General features: G+C 72.4%; 19 protein-coding genes. 4 read left to right on the top strand and 15 right to left on the bottom strand.

Annotated elements, in window-relative coordinates; all coding sequences use genetic code 11:
• Window positions 1-394: 394 nt before the first annotated feature.
• The 3 genes from rlmN to ITJ59_RS18435 all read right to left on the bottom strand — a co-directional run bounded on the left by rlmN (window position 395) and on the right by ITJ59_RS18435 (window position 3,572).
• Window positions 395-1,627, bottom strand: a complete 1,233-nt coding sequence (gene rlmN / locus ITJ59_RS18445) for a 23S rRNA (adenine(2503)-C(2))-methyltransferase RlmN (RefSeq protein ID WP_194652760.1) — start codon at window positions 1,625-1,627, stop codon at window positions 395-397.
• 90 nt (window positions 1,628-1,717) lie between these two features.
• Window positions 1,718-2,665, bottom strand: coding sequence for a C40 family peptidase (locus ITJ59_RS18440; protein WP_194652759.1), 948 nt, complete (start codon window positions 2,663-2,665; stop codon window positions 1,718-1,720).
• 172 nt (window positions 2,666-2,837) lie between these two features.
• Window positions 2,838-3,572 (bottom strand): pyridoxamine 5'-phosphate oxidase family protein, encoded by a 735-nt coding sequence (locus ITJ59_RS18435; protein ID WP_194652758.1) that lies wholly within the window; start codon window positions 3,570-3,572, stop codon window positions 2,838-2,840.
• Window positions 3,573-3,606: 34 nt separating this feature from the next.
• Here ITJ59_RS18435 and ITJ59_RS18430 point away from each other — a divergent pair, with 34 nt between their 5' ends.
• Window positions 3,607-5,079 carry a PLP-dependent aminotransferase family protein gene (locus ITJ59_RS18430; RefSeq protein WP_194652757.1) on the top strand — a complete coding sequence of 491 codons (1,473 nt, stop codon included), beginning with the start codon at window positions 3,607-3,609 and terminating at the stop codon, window positions 5,077-5,079.
• Here ITJ59_RS18430 and ITJ59_RS18425 read toward each other — a convergent pair.
• From ITJ59_RS18425 to ITJ59_RS18415, 3 genes are all read right to left on the bottom strand, one after another.
• On the bottom strand, window positions 5,076-5,957 hold the full coding sequence (locus ITJ59_RS18425; RefSeq protein WP_194652756.1) for an alpha/beta fold hydrolase: 882 nt from the start codon (window positions 5,955-5,957) through the stop codon (window positions 5,076-5,078). The two genes, ITJ59_RS18430 and ITJ59_RS18425, sit on opposite strands and share 4 nt — an antisense overlap.
• A 44-nt stretch (window positions 5,958-6,001) precedes the next feature.
• Window positions 6,002-6,169, bottom strand: coding sequence for a hypothetical protein (locus ITJ59_RS18420; RefSeq protein WP_194652755.1), 168 nt, complete (start codon window positions 6,167-6,169; stop codon window positions 6,002-6,004).
• A gap of 218 nt (window positions 6,170-6,387) precedes the next feature.
• Window positions 6,388-7,149, bottom strand: a complete 762-nt coding sequence (locus ITJ59_RS18415; protein WP_194652754.1) for an SDR family NAD(P)-dependent oxidoreductase — start codon at window positions 7,147-7,149, stop codon at window positions 6,388-6,390.
• An 80-nt stretch (window positions 7,150-7,229) separates the two neighbouring features.
• On the opposite strand from ITJ59_RS18415, the gene ITJ59_RS18410 reads away from it, so the two are divergent.
• A complete protein-coding gene (locus ITJ59_RS18410; RefSeq protein ID WP_194652753.1) occupies window positions 7,230-8,756 on the top strand; it encodes a hypothetical protein in 1,527 nt (508 codons plus the stop codon).
• A 70-nt stretch (window positions 8,757-8,826) separates the two neighbouring features.
• Here ITJ59_RS18410 and ITJ59_RS18405 read toward each other — a convergent pair whose 3' ends face one another.
• The 6 genes from ITJ59_RS18405 to ITJ59_RS18380 are packed head-to-tail and all read right to left on the bottom strand — an operon-like array spanning window position 8,827 to window position 15,053.
• Complete coding sequence (locus ITJ59_RS18405) at window positions 8,827-9,744, bottom strand: phosphogluconate dehydrogenase C-terminal domain-containing protein (protein ID WP_194652752.1); 918 nt, start codon at window positions 9,742-9,744, stop codon at window positions 8,827-8,829.
• Complete coding sequence (locus ITJ59_RS18400) at window positions 9,741-10,586, bottom strand: sugar phosphate isomerase/epimerase family protein (protein WP_323749563.1); 846 nt, start codon at window positions 10,584-10,586, stop codon at window positions 9,741-9,743. Before ITJ59_RS18400 ends, ITJ59_RS18405 begins: the two co-directional genes overlap by 4 nt.
• Window positions 10,583-11,398: a triose-phosphate isomerase family protein gene (locus ITJ59_RS18395; protein ID WP_194652751.1), complete on the bottom strand. Its 816-nt coding sequence runs from the start codon at window positions 11,396-11,398 to the stop codon at window positions 10,583-10,585. Before ITJ59_RS18395 ends, ITJ59_RS18400 begins: the two co-directional genes overlap by 4 nt.
• Window positions 11,398-11,883 (bottom strand): ribose-5-phosphate isomerase, encoded by a 486-nt coding sequence (locus ITJ59_RS18390; protein ID WP_194652750.1) that lies wholly within the window; start codon window positions 11,881-11,883, stop codon window positions 11,398-11,400. The genes ITJ59_RS18395 and ITJ59_RS18390 overlap by 1 nt, the downstream gene beginning before the upstream one ends.
• Before the next feature lie 27 nt (window positions 11,884-11,910).
• Window positions 11,911-13,632, bottom strand: a complete 1,722-nt coding sequence (locus ITJ59_RS18385; RefSeq protein WP_194652749.1) for a dihydroxyacetone kinase family protein — start codon at window positions 13,630-13,632, stop codon at window positions 11,911-11,913.
• Window positions 13,629-15,053 (bottom strand): MFS transporter, encoded by a 1,425-nt coding sequence (locus tag ITJ59_RS18380; protein ID WP_323749562.1) that lies wholly within the window; start codon window positions 15,051-15,053, stop codon window positions 13,629-13,631. Before ITJ59_RS18380 ends, ITJ59_RS18385 begins: the two co-directional genes overlap by 4 nt.
• Before the next feature lie 183 nt (window positions 15,054-15,236).
• Here ITJ59_RS18380 and ITJ59_RS18375 point away from each other — a divergent pair, with 183 nt between their 5' ends.
• Together ITJ59_RS18375 and ITJ59_RS18370 are read left to right on the top strand one after the other, a co-directional pair.
• The gene (locus tag ITJ59_RS18375) at window positions 15,237-15,986 is read left to right on the top strand and encodes a FadR/GntR family transcriptional regulator (protein WP_194652748.1); all 750 of its coding nucleotides are present in this window, start codon (window positions 15,237-15,239) and stop codon (window positions 15,984-15,986) included.
• A gap of 100 nt (window positions 15,987-16,086) precedes the next feature.
• Window positions 16,087-16,752 carry a class I SAM-dependent methyltransferase gene (locus ITJ59_RS18370; RefSeq protein WP_194652747.1) on the top strand — a complete coding sequence of 222 codons (666 nt, stop codon included), beginning with the start codon at window positions 16,087-16,089 and terminating at the stop codon, window positions 16,750-16,752.
• A 37-nt stretch (window positions 16,753-16,789) separates the two neighbouring features.
• On the opposite strand, the gene ITJ59_RS18365 is transcribed toward ITJ59_RS18370, so the two are convergent.
• The 3 genes from ITJ59_RS18365 to ITJ59_RS18355 are packed head-to-tail and all read right to left on the bottom strand — an operon-like array spanning window position 16,790 to window position 20,165.
• A complete protein-coding gene (locus ITJ59_RS18365) occupies window positions 16,790-17,695 on the bottom strand; it encodes a sugar phosphate isomerase/epimerase family protein (RefSeq protein WP_323749561.1) in 906 nt (301 codons plus the stop codon).
• On the bottom strand, window positions 17,692-18,915 hold the full coding sequence (locus tag ITJ59_RS18360; RefSeq protein WP_194652745.1) for a DUF993 family protein: 1,224 nt from the start codon (window positions 18,913-18,915) through the stop codon (window positions 17,692-17,694). Before ITJ59_RS18360 ends, ITJ59_RS18365 begins: the two co-directional genes overlap by 4 nt.
• Window positions 18,912-20,165, bottom strand: coding sequence for a Gfo/Idh/MocA family protein (locus tag ITJ59_RS18355; protein ID WP_228511947.1), 1,254 nt, complete (start codon window positions 20,163-20,165; stop codon window positions 18,912-18,914). The genes ITJ59_RS18360 and ITJ59_RS18355 overlap by 4 nt, the downstream gene beginning before the upstream one ends.
• Window positions 20,166-20,259: the final 94 nt, after the last annotated feature.

Below are 20,259 nucleotides of genomic sequence, written 5' to 3'. Positions count from 1 at the left end.
AGGCATCAGACCGAGTTGATTCTGACTGTTGACTGTCTACTGACAATCTTCAATCCAAAAGGAATTGCATCATGACCCAACCAACCCGAAGGAAGGCCAGGCACGAGGTCGATCAATAAATTGGCATTGACAATGTGCACGCTGTTGAGTTCTCAAGGACCAGACGCACTCCCCCGCTCCACACCCGAAGATGCTCGCCAGAGAGGCTTTCAAATCCGTCACCCGGGGAAGAACCCTGGCGGACAAGATCACCAGGTAAACCCAGTGACCGTCTCAGCCGTTCCGTTCTCCGCCGCCGTGGCAACGAGAGGTAACACTACACAGGCTCCCGAGGCCCCGCCAACCGTGGTTCCTCCCGGGCGTGTCGGCCCGGGAGCCCCCGTCGGCGCCGGGGCTACTCCGCTGCGGCGAGCTGCCCGCAGGCCCCGTCGATCTCCTTGCCGCGGGTGTCGCGCAGGGTCGTCGGGATGCCCGCGGCGTTGAGCCGGCGGACGAACTCGTCCTGCACGTGCACCTCGGACGAGGTCCACACCGAGCCCGGCGTCGGGTTGAGCGGGATCGGGTTGACGTGCACCCAGCCCTTGCCACGGGCGTTCAACTTCGACGCGAGCAGGTCGGCACGCCAGGCGTGGTCGTTCATGTCCTTGATGAGCGCGTACTCGATCGAGACGCGACGCCCGGTCTTGACGTAGTAGTTGTGCGCGGCGTCGATCGCCTCGTCGGCCTTCCAGCGCGAGTTCACCGGGATGAGGTCGTCGCGGAGTTCGTCGTCGGGTGCGTGCAGGGACAGCGCGAAGGTGACCGGGATCCCTTCGTCCGCCAGCTTGCGCATCGCGGGGACCAGCCCGACGGTCGAGATCGTGATGCCGCGGGCGCTCATGCCGAGGCCGTTCGGCTGCGGCGCGACCATGAGTCGCACGGCGTCCATCACCCGCTTGTAGTTGGCGAGCGGCTCCCCCATGCCCATGAACACGATGTTCGTCACGCGCTCGGCGTCGACGCGGTCCTTGCCGCCCTTGCGGGGATCACCCCCGAGCTCCCCCGCGGCGATGGCCGCGTTGGCCCGGACGATCTGCTCGATGATCTCGGCGGTCGACATGTTGCGCGTCAGTCCCGCCTGACCGGTGGCGCAGAACGGGCAGTTCATGCCGCAGCCTGCCTGCGACGAGACGCACAGCGTGATCCGACCGGGGTACCGCATGAGCACCGACTCGACCAGGGCGCCGTCGTGCAGCTTCCACAGGAACTTGATCGTGTCGCCGTTGTCCGTGGCCAGCCGCCGGGTCTCGGTCAGCAGGGGCGGCAACATGCCGGCGACGAGCTGCTCGCGCTGGGCGGCCGGCAGGTCGGTCATCTTGTCCGGGTCGGACGTGTAGTGCGTGAAGTAGTGGGTCGCGAGCTGCTTCGCCCGGAAGCCCGGCAGCCCGAGTTCCTTGACGCGCGCCTCGCGCTCCTCGGCCGTCAGGTCGGCCAGGTGGACGGGCGGCTTGCCGCGCTTCGGCGACGCGAACTGCAGCAGCGGACGACCGTCGGTGTCGGTCGCCTGCTTCCAGCCCTCGGTGCGCGGGCGCACCTGCGGACGAGCAGACTGCTGCTGTTCGAACGGGGTACGGGTGTCGGAAGCCATCAGGCCAGGATACGGGAGGCCCGTGACACGTCGGTGCCGGACCCTCCGGTGGCAGGGATGGTCACCGTCGACGGCCCCGCCTGCGTCGGGTCAGCTGCCGGCGGGCAGCAGGCGCGCGAAGTGGTGCGCGGCCGAGTACATCGGGACGATGTCGACGACCTCGCCCGGGTGCGGGGCCTGCAGCACGAGTCCCTGGCCGAGGTACAGGCCGACGTGGTCCTGGTCGTCGTACACGACCAGGTCACCGGGCAGCGCCTCGGACTCGGGGATCGTGGTCGCTGCCGCGTCCTGCGTCGGCACGTAGTGCACCAGCGGGATGCCGACCGCGGCGTACGCGACCATCGTCAGCCCGGAGCAGTCGATGCCCGCGTGGCTCGCGCCGCCCTCGACGTACGGGTCCCCCATGTACTGCAGGGCGGTCTCGACGATCGTGGCCCGGTCACCGCCGGCGGACAGGGCAGCCGACAGGGCCGACTGCGCCTGGGCCGTGGTCACGCCGAAGCGCAGGTCGAGCGTCGGGTACGAGACGACCGTGGTCGTGGTGGTCATGCCGTCCGTGGACACGACGGGCACCTTGACGTCGTGCGCCACGGTGAAGGTCTGTGCGGCCTGCGCGGTCGTCGTGCCGTGCTGCGTCTCGGTCGGGGTCGCCGCGTTCGCCGGCATCGACAGGGTCAGGGTGGACGTCACCGCCAGGGCGGGAGCGAGCAGGATCGCCGCTCGCTTGGCGTTCGCCGCGCGGCGGATGTGCCGGGGGTCGACGGCCCGCTCGGCTCGGAGGACGGCCGCGCGGCTCAGGACGGCCGTGCCGGCGACGGAAGCGACGGGCACGGGACGCCACTGCATCCGGACGGTGCGGGTCGGCTTCGGGTGCTCGACGAACGTGGACCGGGCGGCGGCGGGCCCGAGGGCCGAGCGACGGCCGCGGGGACGCAGCTGCGGTCCCGGCGATGCCGGAGCGGGTTCCAGCGCGGTGCGCGGGGTCGCTCGCGAGGGCTGTCGGTCTTCGGCTGCTGCAGGCAGGGCGTGGCGTCCCATGGGTCCTTCCGGGTCGGGACCGCTGGGCGATCCGGAAAGTAACGTATTGGTCACGGAGCGGCCCGCGGCTGAGCAGTCCCGGAGTGTTCCTGCGGCTGGTCACAGGAACGGGCGATCCTCGCAGCTCGCTCAGATGCGGCGGATCCGGGATTCATGCGCCGTGGACCCGGCCTCAGACGGAGGCGAGCCGCATGACGGCGGCGATCCGGGCCTCCCGGTCGGCCGCCAGGCGGTCGAGGCGAGCCGCGAGCGCTACGACGGACGCGTCGACCGGGCTGTCCCCCGAGATGTCCCCCGCGACCGGGACGCCGGCGCGGACGGCGAGCGGCAGGACGCCCGCCCACACGGTGTGGTCCTCACCGTCGTCGGCAGCCTCGCCGTTGCCCTGGAACCGGACCTTCACGCTCGCGCGGTCGAGGGGCAACTGCAGGACCTGGGTGGCACGGACCTCCTTCGCGGTCATCTCGCGCACCTCGTCACGGCGACCGGGCATCAGGTGGTCGGAGACCTGCCAGAGCGCCTCGGTGCGGAGCTCGGGCGGCACGACGGTCGCAGCGCCGGCGATCATCGCGCTCCGGTAGTTCGCGGAGCTGTCGAAGGTCGAGCGGGCGAACACCAGGCCGTCCAGGTGCGTGACCGTCGCCGCGACCTGCACACCGGCCGGACCCGCCTCGAGGAACAGGCCGCCGCCCGTCGAGCCGTGCAGCAGCAGGACCGGGCCGTCGCCGAGGTCGCCGACGCCGCACAGGAAGGGCAGCACGATCGGGTGGCCGCCGCGGAGGAACCCGACGTGGGCGAGGTGGGCCTCGGCGAGGATCGCCCGCAGGACGGCCGGGTCGTGGGACTGTCGTTCGCGGATGCGTCGGACGCGCAGATCGGGCCCGTCGGCGGGGTTCTGGGTGCTCATGCGGGCAACGCTAGGGTCGGGAGTGGTCCGGTGCGTGGACCAGATCGGGGTGATCGTGGTGGACCAGTCCAGCAAGACCGCGGGGGTCGTCGCTCGTGTCCGGGGCATGGTGCACGACGGCACGCTGCACGAGGGCGATCCGATGCCCTCGACCCGGGCGTTGGCTGCCGAGCTCGGCGTCGCACGCGGCACGGTGGTCGCGGCGTACGAGCAGCTCGACGGCGAGGGGTGGATCCGGACACGGCACGGGGCCGTGGCGCGGGTCGTGGCGTCCGCTGGCGCGTTCGGCATGGCCAGCGTGGGCGACCGGGGCGGCGCCGTCGTCGGGGACTTGCCGCCAGCGTCGGACCCGGGTGCGACGGCGATGGCCGCCGCCGCCGCCCGGGTCATCGATTGCCGCCCCGGGATCCCTGCCGTCACCGCGATCTCCCAGCGGGACTGGCGGGCGGCCTGGCGGGCAGCGGCCGATGCGCCCCTGCGGAACGCGGTCGCCGACCCGCTCGGCACCTCGGACCTCCGGGCGCAGGTCGCCGCACAGCTCGGGCTGAGCCGGGGGTTCGCCCCGGCGCTCGACCGGGTGCTGCTGGCCGCAGGGACCTCGGAGGCGCTGTCCCTCGTCACCGAGGCGCTGCGCATGCACCTCGGTCGCGCGCCGGTGTTCGCCGTCGAGGACCCCGGCTACCGGACCGGGCAGCGTGCGGTGCGCAGTGCGGGCGGGACGGTCGTCGGCATCCCGCTGGACGACGACGGGATGGACCTCGACGCCCTCTCGGCCGCCGGCCCGGTCGACGTCGTGCTCGTCACCCCGACCCACCAGTACCCGCTCGGCTCGGTGATGCCGGTGGTGCGACGGCAGCGGCTGCTCGCCTGGGCCGCGGCAACGGGCACGCTTGTGGTCGAGGACGACTACGACTCCGAGTTCCGACACCGCGGCAGCCCCGTGCCCGCCCTCGCGGCGCTCGACGCCGAGGGGGTGGTGCTGCACGTCGGCGGGTTCTCGAAGACGCTCGACCCGCGGCTGCGCTGCTCGTACGTCGTGCTGCCCGCCGCCGTTCCGGCAGAGCAGAGTGCCGGTGCCGTGGCCGGGATCGCCGAGGCGGTGCTCGCTACCCGCCGCGCCCGTGGTGCGGTGGTCGCGGAACCCGTCCAGGTCGCGCTCGCGCACCTGCTGCGGACCGGCGCGCTCCGCCGGCACCTCGGCCGGGTCCGTCGCGACTACACGCACCGTCGCGCCCGGATCGCGGCTCGGCTCGACGGCGTCGCCGGACTGGAGGCCCGTGCCCTGAACGGCGGACTGCACGCGGTGGTCGTGTGGCCGGGTCCGGCGACCGGGCAGGAGGTCGCCGCGCGGATGGCGGGGTCCGGCGTGCTGGTCTCGACGCTCGAGGAGTACGGGATGACACCGGGCAGCACGCCGGCCGGGATCGTGCTGGGGTACGGAGCCGTGACCGTGCCGGAGCTGGACCGGGCGCTCGATGCGCTGATCGGGGCGGTCCGCGACGGTTAGCGCTGGTGCTGCTGCAGGTGTGCGCGCACCTGTTCCTGCACGGCGGACGCGTCGCGGTGGTCCCACAAGGCGAAGTGCGTGCCACCCGGCAGCGTGACGAACTCCGCGTCGGGGATGGCGTCGGCAGCGCGCGTGCTGTCGTCGTGCACGACCTCGGAGTCGGCGTCGCCGTGGACCAGGAGCGTCGGCGCCCGCACGGCACCGAGGTCGAGCGACTCGATGGCCGCGAGCTGCCGCACGTCGTTGTCCCAACCGGCGCGTCTCGGTCCGGAGGCGTTGCCGGTGCGGGCGACGCCGAGCAGGAAGGCTCGGCGCTCTGGATCGTCGAGGACACCGGCGACGTGCTGCCGTAGGGCTCCCCCGCGCAGTGCGCTGACACCGGCGACGGCAGCGCGAGCCGCGGCGGCCGGGGCGATGCGTGCTGCGGCGGCTGCCAGACGGGCACCGAACGCCGTGCCGGTGACGAGCCGCTCCGCGGGACCCGCCGGACCGGGGACCCACCGACCGGACACCCCTGAGGCGACGGCGAGCGCCGTGGTGCGTTCCGGGTGTTGGACGGCGAAGCGGTACGCGGCGGGGGCACCACCGGACCACGCCAGCAGCCCCGCGCGGTCGATGCCGAGGTCGTCGAGCACGCCGGCGAGCAGGTCGGCCTCGTCGTCGATCGACGAGCGGTCGGGGTCCAACGGTGTGCCGAGGTACCCGGGCCGCGAGACCGTCACCACGCGGAACTGCTCGGACGGCAGGAACGCCGACATCAGTTCGGCGACGTCGATGCCGCCGGGGGTGCCGTGCAGGACGAGCACGGGGGTGCCGGTGTCCGAGCCCCGGGTGCCGACCTCGACGCCGCGGGTGACGGCTCGGGCCGAAGAGGACATGCGGCGACGATACTGCGGGCCGCCGTGCGGCGCCGCCGTGTCGGTCAGCGGGCCTCGGAGCTGGCGGCGCCGCGGGCGCTCACGAGGTCGGCGAGGGACGGCTCGGCAGCGTCGGTGGGCACTGCCCAACCACGGCGAGCGGCCTTGCGGACCAGACGGTAGGTGGTGACCTGGACAGGCTCCACCCCGTCGGCGGATTCGTATGTCGTCATGTGTGTTGTTCTCCCTGAACGCGAGTTCATCGCTGCGCCCGACGGTACGCGTGCCGGGTACCCCAGGACGGGGGCCTGCGTTCCCTGGCCAATGGGCGGCGCAGCGGCGATCGACCTCACGTGCAGAGCGACAGTTGACGGCTTCGGGGGCCCGTGGAGTGTCGCTCAGCGCGAAGGGTCGGCGAGCGCGCGACCGGGTCGGCGAGCGCGCGACCGGGTCAGAGACTCGTCATGCCGCCGTCGACGCGGAACTCGGCGCCCGTCGCGTACGACGACTCCGCGCTGGCCAGGTAGACCATGATCCCGGTGACGTCGTCGGGGGTGCCGGGGCGGCCGAGTGGCGTGCGGGCGACGATCGCCGCGCGTGCTTCGGGGTCGCCCGAGATCGCCTGGACGAGCCCGGTCTCGGTGTAGCCCGGCACGACGGTGTTCACCCGGATGCCGTCCCGCGCGTAGGCCATCGCGGTCGCGCGGACGAGGGCGTGGATGCCGCCCTTCGTCGACGAGTACGCCGCGAAGTCCGCACCCTCGCCGTTCAGCCCCGTGGGCGAACCGGTCGCGATGATCGACCCGCCGCCGCCGGCCGCGAGCATTGCCCGGACGGCGTGCTTCACGGTCAGGAACGTGCCGGTCAGGTTCACCGCGACCGTGCGGTTCCAGGTCTCGAGCGACAGGTCGGCGACCGCGGCGTCGTGACCGAACAGTTGCACGCCGGCGTTCGCGACGACCACGTCGGGCGTCCACGCCTGCGCCGAGAGGGCGGCGAACCCGGCCTCGACGCTGGCCTCGTCGGCGATGTCCACGGTGAGCGGCAGCGCGAGCGCACCGGCCGCCGCTGCCGCCGTGCCAGCCGCCACTGCATCGCGGTCGGCGTAGACCACGCGCGCTCCCTCGGCGACGAACCGGTCCGCGATCGCGCGACCGATGCCGGAGCCCGCCCCCGTGACGAGTGCGGTCCTGTGGTCGAGTCGTGCGGTCATGCGGGAGCTCCGTCCTGGGAGCGCCGTCGCTCCACGGACCCATCATTGCCCAACCGGTTGACCGGTGGTAGTCATGCACCATGACTGTGACGTCGATGGGCACGGTGTCGATCGGTGCGTGGCGGTTCACGGTGCTCGACGCCGAGCTCGCCGACCTCGCGTACGACGACGAACCGGTGCTGCGGGCGATCCGGTTCGTGACCCGTGATCACGACTGGCGCACCGCCGACGACACCGTGCTCACCCGGACGATCGACACCGGCGCCGACGGCACGAGCGGGCGCCTCCGCATCGAGTCCAGCAGTCGGTACGACGGCACCGAGGTACTCCGGTACGCCCTCGAGGTCACCGTCGACGGCCCCACCCTGCACGTCGACGCGGTCGCCACCACGACGACGCCGTTCCGCCGCAACCGCATCGGCCTGGTCGTGCTGCAGCCGCCGACCCTCGCCGGCGCACCCTTCACCGCGCGGCACCCGTCCCGCACCGTCACCGAGGCTGCGTTCCCGACGTGGATCGCGCCGCACCAGCCCTCCCACGACCTGTCGGGGCTGGACTGGTCGACGGGTCGGGTCGCGCTGACGCTCGACCTGGCCGGCGACGTGTTCGAGATGGAGGACCAACGCAACTGGACCGATGCCTCGTTCAAGACCTACTCGACGCCGCTGTCCGAGCCGTTCCCGGTCACGCTCGACGCGGGTTCCGTGGTCCACCAGTCGCTCACGCTGCGCGCGACGACGGACGGTCGACCGGGAGGCACGGCCGCCCCCGCCCCGGACCTCGCGTTCCTGGACGGGCCGGCTCCGACCGCCGTGGTCGCCCCGCCGCCGACGCTCCAGTTGTTCGCCGCGTCGGCCCCGGCGGCTGCGCGCCCGGCCGACGCGCGCCCGGCCGGGGTGCCGCTCGGCGTGCCGGTCTTGGTGGAGCCCGTGCTCGGCGATCCGAACGTCCTTGCCGTGCTGGCCTCGGCTCGGCTCGATGCGGGTGGCGGGCCGCTCGACGTCCGGTTCGTGACCGACGACCCGGACGTGCTGCGTGCCGCGATCGACGACGTGCTCGACTCGGGCGCGGTCGTGCGGATCGGTGCGTTCGACCCGACCTCGCACGTGACGACACCGGCGCTGCAGCAAGCCCTGCGCGACGCCGCTACTGCTGCCGGCGACCTCGAGGTCGTGGCCGGCACCCGCGCGCACTTCACGGAGCTGAACCGGACCGTCGACCTGTTCCGCGACTGGGACGGGCCCTTGACGTTCAGCGTGACGCCGCAGATGCACGACCGGTCGCCCGAACAGGTGACCGAGTCGATCCGGATGCAGCGCTGGGTGGTGATGAGCGCCTCCAGGCTGGCCGCCGGCAGGGCGCTGCACGTCGGACCGGTGACGCTGCGGCCACGGTTCAACGCGGTGGCGACGTCCGCGCGCCCCGTCGTGACCGACGCGACGATCGAGGCCGGCTACGGGCCGCAGTTCGTGCCCGATGCGACGGATCCGGAGCAGCACTCGGCGGCAGCGCGGGCGTGGTTCGCGGCGTCGGTGGCGGCGCTGACGGTGCCGGGGGTCGCCTCGATCACCCTCGCCGAGGCCTGGGGACCCCGCGGCGGGCGGTGAGTACCGCGAAAGCGACGGATTCCCGCCGATGGTCGGCGGGAATCTGTCGCTCTGGCGGATCAGACGGGTGTCAGCGGCGGACGGCGTCGATCTTGAGCATCTTCGCGATGACGCTGTCGAGCTCGCTGTCGTCGAAGACCTGCTTCCAGTCCTCCTTGATGAGCTTCTCGCGGCCGTAGCCCATGGCGATGTGGCAGGCGTCCGAGAACGGGTTCGAGCCGCGCAGGCCGTTGGTCAGCGCGATCCAGGTGTGGCCGTAGAGCATGGCGCGCGCGGCCTCGCGGGGCACGCCGACACCGGTGACGGTCTCCTCGAGGGCGTCGTTGAGGAAGTCGCCGATCATGCAGGCGATGGTCTCGACCAGGGTCGGCTCGAGCACGGCGAGCTGCTTCACGGTGACCCAGTGCACCTGGATGACGGGCGCGTACATGGTGGTGATGACGGCCTCGGCGATCGCCTTGGCACGCTCGTCCTGGTCGCCGAGCGACTCGGAGGCGTCGAAGGCCGCGATGACCTCCTGCGGAGCGGCGATGCCCCCGAAGGTGTCGTCCCACTCGGCCTTGGTGGTGCGCTCGAGGAACACCGACGGGTGGCACGGGTGCGCCACGGCGTAGTGGATGTCCTCGCGCTTGGCGAGCAGTCCGGCGTAGGCGGCGGCCGGGTCGAGCGTCAGGATCGTCGCGCCGGGCTGCATGACCGGGACGAGCTGCTCCGAGATGCTGCCGAGCAGGACGTCCGGCACGGCGAGGATGACCACGTCGGCGACCTTGGCGGCCTCGAGGCTGTCGGTGAGTGACCGGCCGAGGGCCTGGATGCGCTCCTGCCCGGCGGGCGAGGCCTCGCTGTAGAGCGTCGTGTACTCGCTCTTCGCGAAGTTGTTCGAGACGCGAGTGCCCATCTTGCCGCCGGCACCGATCACGGCGACGGTGACGTCGGCCGTACCGGATCCGGCAGCGACGGTGTGGGGGGTGGTGACGGTGTCGGTCATGATTCCTTGCTCCTGATGTGCTCGATGGTGTGTTCGGTCCACGCCGCCTCGATGCGGGTGGTGGTCTGTGCGGGCGTCTCGCCCGGTCGTGGCTCGGCGCCCGCGTGCTCGTCCTGCCACGGCAGCCAGAACTCGATGACGCGGTTGATCCCCCGGGCGTCGGGGTCGATCGCGGCGCGGACGGTGTCGTGGTCGATGACCCCGGAACCCATCGGGACGCCGGTGTACTGGAAGCCGACCCAGCCCGGCGAGCGGGTGAAGCCGGAGTCCTTGACGTGCCAGTTGACGACGTACGGGGCGGTCATCGCCACGACGTCGGCGGGGTGTTCGAGCCGTGCGACGGTGTTCGCCGGGTCCAGGCAGATGCCGAGGTGGTCGGAGCCGATCGCCTGCACCACCGCGACGAGGTCGGCGGTGGCGACGACCTCGTACGTCTCGAGGGCGAGCGTCACCCCGGCCGCTTCGTACGCGGGGAGCGCCTGCCGCAGTCGGCGTTCGGTCTCGGCGGCGTCCGGGTGGTCGTCGCCGCGCGTCCACATCGACCGGACGAGCGTCGCGCCGAGCACCTGCGCGATGTGCAGGTACCGGGCCAGGTGCGCCGGGTCGGTGCCGCGGGTGCCGACCTCGAGCGTGAGCCCGAGGTCGTCGGCCAGCGTCCGGATCGCGGCCAGCCGGTCGTCCGACGCGGTGTCGAGCGGCAGGTGGTCGCAGATCTGGAACAGGTCGACGCCGTCGCGGGCGGCGGCGTCGCGCAGGGCGTCGTCGAGGGACAGCGGTGCCGGCACACGGTCGGACATGCGCCAGAAGTAGGCGTAGGTGGAGAGGCCGAGCAGGGAGGTCACGCCGGTGCTCCGTCCTGCGTCGCGGCCAGCGCCTCGGCTTCGTCGAGGATCGTGCGGATCGCCTCGGGGTCGTGGGCGAAGCGGCCGAGGAACAGGCCACCGATGCGGCCCTGTCCCCGGGTGAGGAGGCCAGGCCCGGCGCTGCCGCCGTAGATGACGACCGAACCGGCGAGCTCCGGGCTGGTCGCCAGGTGCTGCTCGATGCCCGCAAGCACCGCGACGATGTGCTCGTCGGGGGCGGGCTGCGGCGCGCCGATGGCCCAGACCGGCTCGTAGGCGGCGATGACCGGTCCGGCGAGCCCGTCGGCGACGGCCGTCGCGACGAAGCGGTCGAGCTGCGCGGTGACCTCGGCGACGGCAGCGGACGGGTCACCGTCGGCCGCGCGCTCGGTCTCGCCGATGCAGATGAGGGGACGCAGGCCGTTGCGGAAAGCGGCGTGCACCTTGCCGGCGATGTCTTGGTCGGACTCGTGGAACAGGGACCGGCGCTCGGCGTGCGCGATCTCGACCAGGTCGACCCCGACCTCGCGGAGTTCGCGGCCGGACACCTCACCCGTGAAGGCACCCTCGTCGGCCCACGCCAGGTCCTGCGCGCCGAGGAGCACCGGGGTGCGCTCGAGCACGGCGTGCACCGGCACGAGCGAGGGGAACGTCGGGATGACGAAGAGCTCGACGGCGCCGGACTGCACCGCCGGGTGGGTCCGGGCGATGTCGGCCACGGCGGCCGCCCACTCGAGCGTCCGGGCGTGCCCGAAGTACATCTTGAGCGACACCCCGATCGTGATCGGAGCGGCCGCCGTGGGCTCCGGCATCAGGCGTCGGTCCCGACCGGCGCAGAACCGTCGTAGGAACAGATCGCCGCGACCTTCTCGGCGCTGGCGCTCGTCTGGTCGAAGGTGTAGCCGAGCCACTCCTTCGCCATCCGGCGTGCGACCTCGACGCCGACGACCCGCTGGCCCATGCAGAGGACCTGGGCGTCGTTGGACAGGACCGAACGCTCGACGCTGAACGAGTCGTGCGCGGTGACGGCCCGGATGCCGGGGACCTTGTTCGCCGCGATCGCGACACCGAGTCCGGTGCCGCAGATCAGGATCGCGCGGTCGGCCTCACCCGACGCGACGAGTCGTGCAGCATCGACGGCGACGTGCGGGTACGCGGTGTGCCCGTCCGCGTCGACGCCCACGTCGGTGACGCTGACCACGCGTGGGTCCTTCGCGAGGTCGGCCTTGATGATCTCCTTGTAGTCGAACCCGGCGTCGTCCGAGCCGACGACGATGCGGAACTGCTGGTCACTCATGCGGGTGCCTCTCTGCGTGTGCGGGGGTCAGGCGGGGACGGCGATGGTGGCGAGCACGGCCGCCGTGATCAGGGCGAACGAGATCGCGCCGGCGTCGGGGGTGCCGACCGCGTCCTCGCCGTGGGTGCGGGCGCGGCCCATCTTCGGCAGCAGGTCGGCGGTGGCGTCGGCGGCAGCCGTCGCCACGGCAGATGCGGCGGACCACGCGGCGACCAGGTCGTCGCCGGCCGCGACGCGGTCGGTGAGCACCTGGTCGAACGGGACGATGGCGTCGACCATGGTCTTGTCGCCGGGGACGGCTCCGAAGGCGAGGACGGCCTCGGTGGCGGCGTGCACCGCGCTCTGGACCGTGGCGGCTGACGGGCGCTCGACGTCGCCGAGGACGCGACCCAGTGCCTCCAGGGCGGCTCCCCAGATCGCACCGGACGTGCCGCCGGCCTTGTCCGACCAGGCGTCGCCGGCGATCGCGAGGACGCTGCCGGCACCGGCGCCGCGCATCACCGCGTCCGCAGCGGCACGGTCGGCGGCGGTGGAGCCGCGCTGCATGCCGATGCCGTGGTCGCCGTCACCGGCGACGGCGTCGATGCGACCGAGCTCGTCGGCGTGGACGTCGATCGTGGTGCGGATGGCCGTGATCGCCTCGGCGACCCGGGCAGCGGCCGCCTGCGACGCCGCGGAGCCGACCGTGACCGGCGCCTGCACGTCGGCCGCGAGCGTTTCGGCTGCGACCGGCTGCTGCGGGACGGCGCCACCCTTGCGGTACGCGGGGCTGTCGGCGGGCGCGGCCCAGAGCTGCTCGAGTTCGTCGTCGAGCCAGAAGAGCGTCAGCGAGACGCCGGCCATGTCGAAGCTCGTGACGAGTTCGCCGACCTCGGGCTCGACGACCACGGCACCGGCCGCCGCGAGCCTGCGCTGCGCGGCGCCGAAGACGACGAAGAGCTCCTCGTACTTGACGCTGCCGAGGCCGTTGAGGATCGGGACGACGCGTGCCCCGTCGACGACGACACCGGATGGCAGCTCGGTCAGCAGCTTGTCGACGAGCAGGTCGGCCAGACCGTCAGCCGTCGGGACGTCGGCCTCGGCGATGCCGCGTTCGCCGTGGATGCCCATGCCGATGGCCATCCGACCCTCGGGGACGGTGAAGAGCGGTTCGTCGGCGCCGGGGAGCGAGCAGCCCGAGAAGGCGACGCCGAAGCTGCGGGTGCGGTCGTTCGCGCGTTCGGCGATCGCGGTGACCGTGTCGAGGTCGTCCCCGCGCTCGGCGGCGGCGCCCGCGACCTTGAACACGCAGAGGTCGCCGGCGATCCCGCGGCGCTTGTGGGCTTCGGCGCTCGGGGCGGAGGCGACGTCGTCGGTCACCCGCACCGTGCGGACGTCGATCCCGCTGGCGGCCAGTGCCCGTGCCGCGGCGTCGAAGTTGAGCACGTCGCCGGCGTAGTTGCCGTAGCTCAGCAGCACGCCGCCGCCGTGCTCGGACGCCTTCGCGACCGCCGTGACCTGCTGGGCGCTCGGGCTGGCGAACAGGTTGCCCATCGCCGCACCGGCTGCCAGACCGTGCCCGACGAGTCCGCCGAAGGCCGGGTAGTGGCCGGAGCCACCGCCGACGACGAGCGCGACGGTCCCCTCGGGGCTGGTGGTCGAGCGGGCGACGCCGCCGTGGACCTTGCGGACCCGGGCCTGGTTCGCGGCCACGAAGCCGTCGACCATCTCGTCGGCGAAGTCCGCGGGGTCGTTGAACAGGCGGGTCATGCGTGGGTCTCCCGGGTCGTGGTCGCGGTCGCGGTCGCGGTCGACGAGGTCGTCGCCGTCGTCGTGGCCTGCGCCGCAGCGTCGGCGTCCCGTCGTTCGTGCCGCTTCGTGCTCCGACCGAGCACGAACATCAGCACGCTCGACAGCACCATGAAGAAGCCGACGATGAACATCGGGACCTGGTAACCGCCGGTCCACCCGCTGACGATGCCCGTGATGTACGGGGCAGCGAACCCGCCGAGGTTGCCGATCGTGTTGATGAGCGCCACACCCGCAGCAGCGGCGGCACCGGTCAGGAACTGGGTCGGCACCGTCCAGAAGTTCGGCAGTGCGGCGAAGATCGCGCAGGCGGTGACCGCGATGACGGCGATCGTGGCGGCCGGGCTGTTCATGAAGAGCGCGACCGGGATGCTCAGGCCACCGACGAGTGCGGGGACGGCGATGTGCCAGACCCGGACGCCACGGCGGAAGGCGTCGCGCGACCAGAAGTACAGGACGACCGCGGCGGGGACGTACGGGATCGCCGTGATCATGCCCTTCTGGAACAGGTCGAACGTGGTGCCGAACTGCTCCTGGAAGCCGTCGATGATCGTCGGCAGGAAGAAGCTCAGCGCGTACAGGCCGTAGATGAAGCCGAAGTACACCGCGGCGAGCATCCAGACGCGGCCGGAACCGAAGGCCGCACGGAGACCGCCCCTGCCGTGACCGGCTTTCTCCTTGTTCTCCGTCGCCAGGGCACCTTCGAGCCACACCTTCTCGTCCTCGTCGAGCCACTTCGCCTGCGATGGCTTGTCCTTGAGCACGAAGAGGCACAGGACGCCGACGATGATCGCCGGGATCGAGACGCACAGGAACATGAAGCGCCAGCCGGCCAGGCCGCCGAGCATGCCCTCGTGGGTCATCAGCCAGCCGGCGAGCGGGGAGCCGATGACGCTCGTCAGGGGCTGGGCCAGGTAGAACAGCGCGAGCATCTTGCCGCGGTGCCGTGCGGGCACCCACGTCGACAGGAACAGGATCGCGCCGGGGAAGAACCCGGCTTCGGCGATGCCGAGCAGGAAGCGCAGGCCGACGAGCTGCGGGTAGTTCTGCACCCACGTGAAGAGCAGCGAGACGATGCCCCACGTGATCATGATGCGGGCGAGCCAGATGCGCGCGCCGAACTTGTGGAGCGCCAGGTTCGAGGGCACCTCGAGTACGAGGTAGCCGATGAAGAACACGCCGGAGGCGAACCCGAACTGGGCGGCGGTCAGACCGAGGTCTGCCTCCATGCCGTTCGGGGCCGCGAAGGAGATCGCGGTGCGGTCGAGGAAGTTGATGAAGAACATCAGTGCCACGAACGGCACGATGCGGATCGCGATCTTGCGGATGGCCGTCTTCTCGACGACCGAGGTGGGGATGCCTCGCGTGGCGGGGATGTCCACGATGACTCCTGCTCGGTGGGGGTGGTACGACTCCGGCCCGGGCTGCAGCGCCCGGTGGTGGAGCGGGCGCATCGGTGCGCCTGGTCCAGTGTGCGGATTCCAATTCAACTTGTCAACCGGTTGACCAAACACTCCCCAAGCGACTCGAAGCCCAACCGGTTGACCGAACGGTACGCTCACTGCATGCCCGCGTTCAGCCCGGACGATCCCCTCAACATCCGACTCGAACTCGAGTCCGTGCCCGTGGGTTCGCCCGCCTCCGAGGTCGCCCGACAGCTCGTGTCCCTGCTCACCGCGGGTGAGCTGGCCCCGGGTTCGCGACTGCCGTCCGAGCGGATCCTGGCCGAACGGCTCGGGGTCGGACGCTCCGCCGTGCGCGAGGCCCTGGCGGCCCTCGAGATCCTGGGCATCGTGCAGATCCGCCCCGGCTCGGGCACGTACCTGCAGGGCGGCACCTCGGACCTGCTGCCGACCACGCTGTCGTGGGGGCTCATGCTCGCGTCGAACCGCACGCGCGAGCTGCTCGAGGTCCGGTCCTCGCTCGAACGGACCGTTGCGATCCTCGCCGCGCAGCGTGCCACACCCGAGCAGGTCGCGGAGCTCGGCGAGTACCTCGTCCGACAAGAGGCCACCCTCGACGACCCCGAGGCCTTCATCGACGCCGACGTCCGGTTCCACGTGCTGCTCGCCCGGGCCGCGGGGAACGACGTGCTCGGCGACCTGCTGCAGAGCCTGCGCTCGATGCTCAGCGTGTGGGTCGGCCGCCGTGTGCAGACCCGCCAGGCGACCGAGGCCGCCTACGAGGAGCACCGCGCGATCTACGAGGCGCTCCGGGCCGGCGACGTGCCCGCCGTGCAGCGTGCGATGGACGCGCACATGGCCACGGCGAGCGCCCGCATCGAGAACGCGGAGCCCATCCCGCCCGTCGAGTAGCGGCCGGGAGGCGCGGTGCGGGTCCGCCTCGCACCGTCCGACGTTGCTGGGGCGGCAACAGGGCTTGGGTCCGGCCCGGCAGGTGCGGTCGACTTGGCAGATGCATGCACACGAGACCACCGCCGCGACCGCCGGCTCCCCCGTTGGCTCGGCCCGCGACTGGTGGGAGCAGCGGTACGCCGAGCGCGACGGGATCTGGTCGGGCCGCGTGAACGCGGTGCTGGCCGACGTCGCAGCGGCGCTGGCCGTGGGGCGCGCACTCGACCTCGGCTGCGGTGAGGGCGGCGACGTCGTCTGGCTCGCCGAGCAGGGTTGGGACGCACTGGGCATCGATCTGTCGGTGACGGCGATCGAGCGCGGCTCGCGGGCGTCGGTGTCGGCCGGGGTCGACGAACGGACAGCGTTCGTCGCTGCGGACCTCGCCCGGTGGGAAACGGCCGCGCGCTTCGACCTGGTGACGGCGTCGTACCTGCAGTCGTGGCCGGTGGAGATCCCACGCGCGGAGATCCTGCGGCGGGCCAGCGGGTTCGTCGCGGTCGGCGGGCACCTGCTCGTGACCGCGCACGCCGCCCCACCGCACGACGACCTGCCGGCAGAGATGCAGGAGTACCGGTTCCCGACGCCCGACGAGGACCTGGCAGCGCTGCAGCTCGATGACGCCTGGGAGGTCGTGGCCGCCGAACTCCGGCCGCGCACCGCGACGACGCCCGAGGGCGACCCGCACGAGGTCCTCGACAGCGTGGTGCTGGTCCGCCGCACGCGCTGACGACGGATGGAGCGCCGGACGGTTCAGCGCCGAGCGGTCAGCGCGGGAGCGGGACCGCGGCGCCGAACGCCTGCACGACGCGGGCCACCACCTGGGCGGCGGGGGTGTCCCAGATCGCCTGGTTGAAGAGCTCGACCTCGACGTCCCCGGTGTAGCCGGCAGCGACCACCGCCTCGGTCACGGGCCCGAAGTCGACGTGCCCGTCGCCCGGGTACCCACGTGACAGCAGCGGGTCGGCTGCGATCGGGGTGAGCCAGTCGCACACCTGGTACGACGCGATCCGCCCGGCAGCCCCCGCGCGGGCGATCGATCCTTCGAGGGCCGGGTCCCACCACACGTGGAACGTGTCGACGACGACCCCGACGGCGGCGGCCGGGAACGGTGCCGCCAGGTCGATGGCCTGCGCGAGCGTCGACACCACGGCCCGGTCGGCGGCGTACATCGGGTGCAGTGGCTCGACGGCGAGCCGGACGCCGGCGTCGAGGGCGTGCGGCACGAGGTCGGCGAGTGCGTCGGCCACCCGGCCCCGGGCGCCGACCAGGTCGCGCGATCCCTCGGGCAGTCCCCCGGCGACGAGGACGAGCACCGGCGCCGAGCCGGGAGCGCCGGCCGCGGCGAGGGCTGCGGTCTCGTCGATCGCGCGCCGGTTGTCGTCGAGGGCCTGCTGCCGAGCGGCTCCGGGCGGCAGGGTGAAGAAGCCTCCGCGGCAGTGCGACGACACCCGGAGCCCCGAGTCCGCGACCATCCGGACGGCCTCGGCGAGGCCGACCTCGGCCACGGGCTCCCGCCAGGTGCCGATCGCTCCGATGCCGGCCCCGGCCACGATGTCGAGCGCCTGTCGGAGCGGCGCGTACTTGATGGTCGCCTGGTTGACCGACAGCCGCGGATGCGGCCCAGCACCGGCGGACCGGACCGGCGTGCCGGCGTCCGCCGCGGTCGTCACGCGACCACCTCGGCGACGGTGCGGTCGACGGTGGGTGATCCGGGCCTCCCGGTCGGCTGTGTCGCCACGCCGGCAACCGCGAGCAGCGCGTGCCATCGTGACGCGGCGAGGTCGGGGTGTTCGAGGGCGCCGCAGGCGTTCGCGAGCCGGAGGGTCTCGGACAGGTGCGGCAGGGAGCGGCCGGCGTGCTGGCCGCCGACCATCTGGAAGGCGGGCTGGTGGCCGTTCAACCAGGCGAGGAACGCGATGCCGGTCTTGTAGTGCCAGGTGGGGGCGCTGAAGACGTGGCGGGAGAGCGCCTCGGTGGGGGCGAGGAGTGCGCGGAAGGCGGCGTCGTCGGGCAGGGCCTGGACGGCGGCGGAGGCGAGGGGTGCGACGGCGGCGAAGGCGCCGAGGAGGGCGTCGGAGTGGGCTCGACCGTCTCCCGCTACGAGGTCCACGTAGTGGAAGTCGTCGCCGGTGAACATCCGGGCGGTCGCGGGCAGTTGCGAGCGGAGGGCGACCTCGGCGCGGGCGTTCAGCAGGCTCATCTTGATGCCGGAGACCTTCGGCCCGGCGTCGCGCATGATGTCGAGCACGGTGTCGGAGGCCTGCTGCCCACCGAAGTAGCCGGCGAGGGCGGGGTCGAAGGCCTCCCCCAGCCAGTGCAGGACGACGGGTGCGCTCGCCCGCTCGACGACCCGGCCGTAGACGCGGCGGTAGGTGGCCGGATCGTTCTGCGCGAGTCGTGCCAGGTGCCGGCTGGCCATCAGGACGACGCCGGCGCCGGAGTCCTCGGCGTGGTGGAGCTGGGCGACGTACGCGTCGACGACCTGCTGCTCGGTCGGGAGCTCGTTGCGGTCGTCCGGCAGGTCGTCCGTGTTCACGCCGACGACGATGCGCCCGCCGACGGACTGGGCCTCGCGGGCACTGCGGGTGATGAGCTCACGCACCGCGGCCGGGTCGAGGCCCATGTTCCGCTGCGCCGTGTCCATCGCGTCCGCGACGCCGAGCCCCCACGACCACAGGTGGTGACGGAAGGCGAGTGTGGCGTCCCAGTCGAGGTCGGCCGGAGCACCGGGGGTGTTGTCGGCGGCGGCGCGCGGGACGACGTGGGCGGCGGCGTAGACGAGGCGCTCGGTCAGGGCCGCGGACGGCTTGGCGGCGTCGGTGACGGCGGGCGGTTTCAGGGGCGTCCGGGTGGTCGTGCCGTCGGGGGCGAGGAGGGTGAGGTCGGTCATGCGCGGGCCCCGGCCGTCGCGGGCGCGGCTGCGCGGTCGGCGTCGTCGCTGTTCGCGTCGGCGCTGTTCGCGTCGGCGTCGGCGTCGGCGTCGGCGTCGGCCTGGAGGCTCGGTGCGGTCTGCGCGGGCAGGCGCAGCTCCGGCAGGTCCACACGTCGCCCCTCGGCGCTGGACCGCAGGCCGGCTTCCGCGAGCGCCACGCCGCGGGCACCGGACAACAGGTCGTAGGGATGTGGGCGACCGGCGACCAGGTCCTGCAGGAAGTCCTCCCACTGGGCGCGGAAACCGTTGCCGAACACCGCGTTGTCGGGGACCTCGAGCCACTGGGTCCTGTAGTCGCGGTCGTCCTTCAGGTCCGGGTTCCAGACGGGCTTCGGCGTCGCCGTCCGGGGCTGGATGCGGCAGCCGAACAGTCCCGCGACCGCGCTGCCGTCGGTGCCGTCGACCTGGAACTCGACGAGCTCGTCACGGTCGACCCGGACCGCCCAGCTCGAGTTGATCTGCGCCGTGATCCCGCCGGCCAGGTCGAACACGCCGTAGGCGGCGTCGTCCGCGGTCGCCGGGTACTCGTGGCCCTGTTCGTCGGTGCGCTGCTCGATGTGGGTGACGGCGCGCGCGTACACGGACTCGACGCGGCCGAACAGCTGCTCGAGCACGTAGTTCCAGTGCGGGAACATGTCGACGACGATGCCGCCGCCGTCCTGCTGCCGGTAGTTCCAGCTCGGTCGCTGCGCGGTCTGCCAGTCTCCCTCGAACACCCAGTAGCCGAACTCGCCGCGGACGGACAGGATCCGGCCGAAGAACCCGGAGTCGATCAGGCGGCGGAGCTTCCGCAGGCCGGGAAGGTAGAGCTTGTCGTGCACGACGCCGTTCGGCACCCCGGCCTCGGCGGCGAGGCGGGCGAGTTCGAGGGCTTCGGCGGAGGTCTCGGCGGTCGGCTTCTCGGTGTAGATCGCCTTGCCGGCGGCGATCGCCTTGCGCAGCGCATCGGCACGGGCGCTCGTGACGGCGAAGTCGGCGAAGACGTCCCAGCGGGGGTCGGCGAGGGCGGCGTCGAGGTCGGTCGTCCAGTGCTCGAGGCCGTGGCGGGTGGCGATCTCCTCGAGCTTCGCGGCGTTCCGGCCGACCAGGATCGGTTCGAGCTGCACGCGGGAGCCGTCCGGCAGCCGGAGTCCGCCGTCCTTGCGGATGGCCAGGATCGACCGGACGAGGTGCTGCCGGTAACCCATGCGCCCGGTGACGCCGTTCATGATGATGCCGATGGTGCGCGTGGTGGTCAACGCGTGCTCCTTTGCTCGCCGTGGCCTGCTCTCCGCGTGCTGGAAAGCGCTTGCCGGAACCGTA

Source organism: Curtobacterium sp. VKM Ac-1393, assembly GCF_015350995.1.
Classification (GTDB): Bacteria; Actinomycetota; Actinomycetes; order Actinomycetales; family Microbacteriaceae; genus Curtobacterium.
The sequence above is the reverse complement of the archived record's forward strand: the minus strand, read 5'-3'. Positions and strand labels throughout refer to the sequence as shown.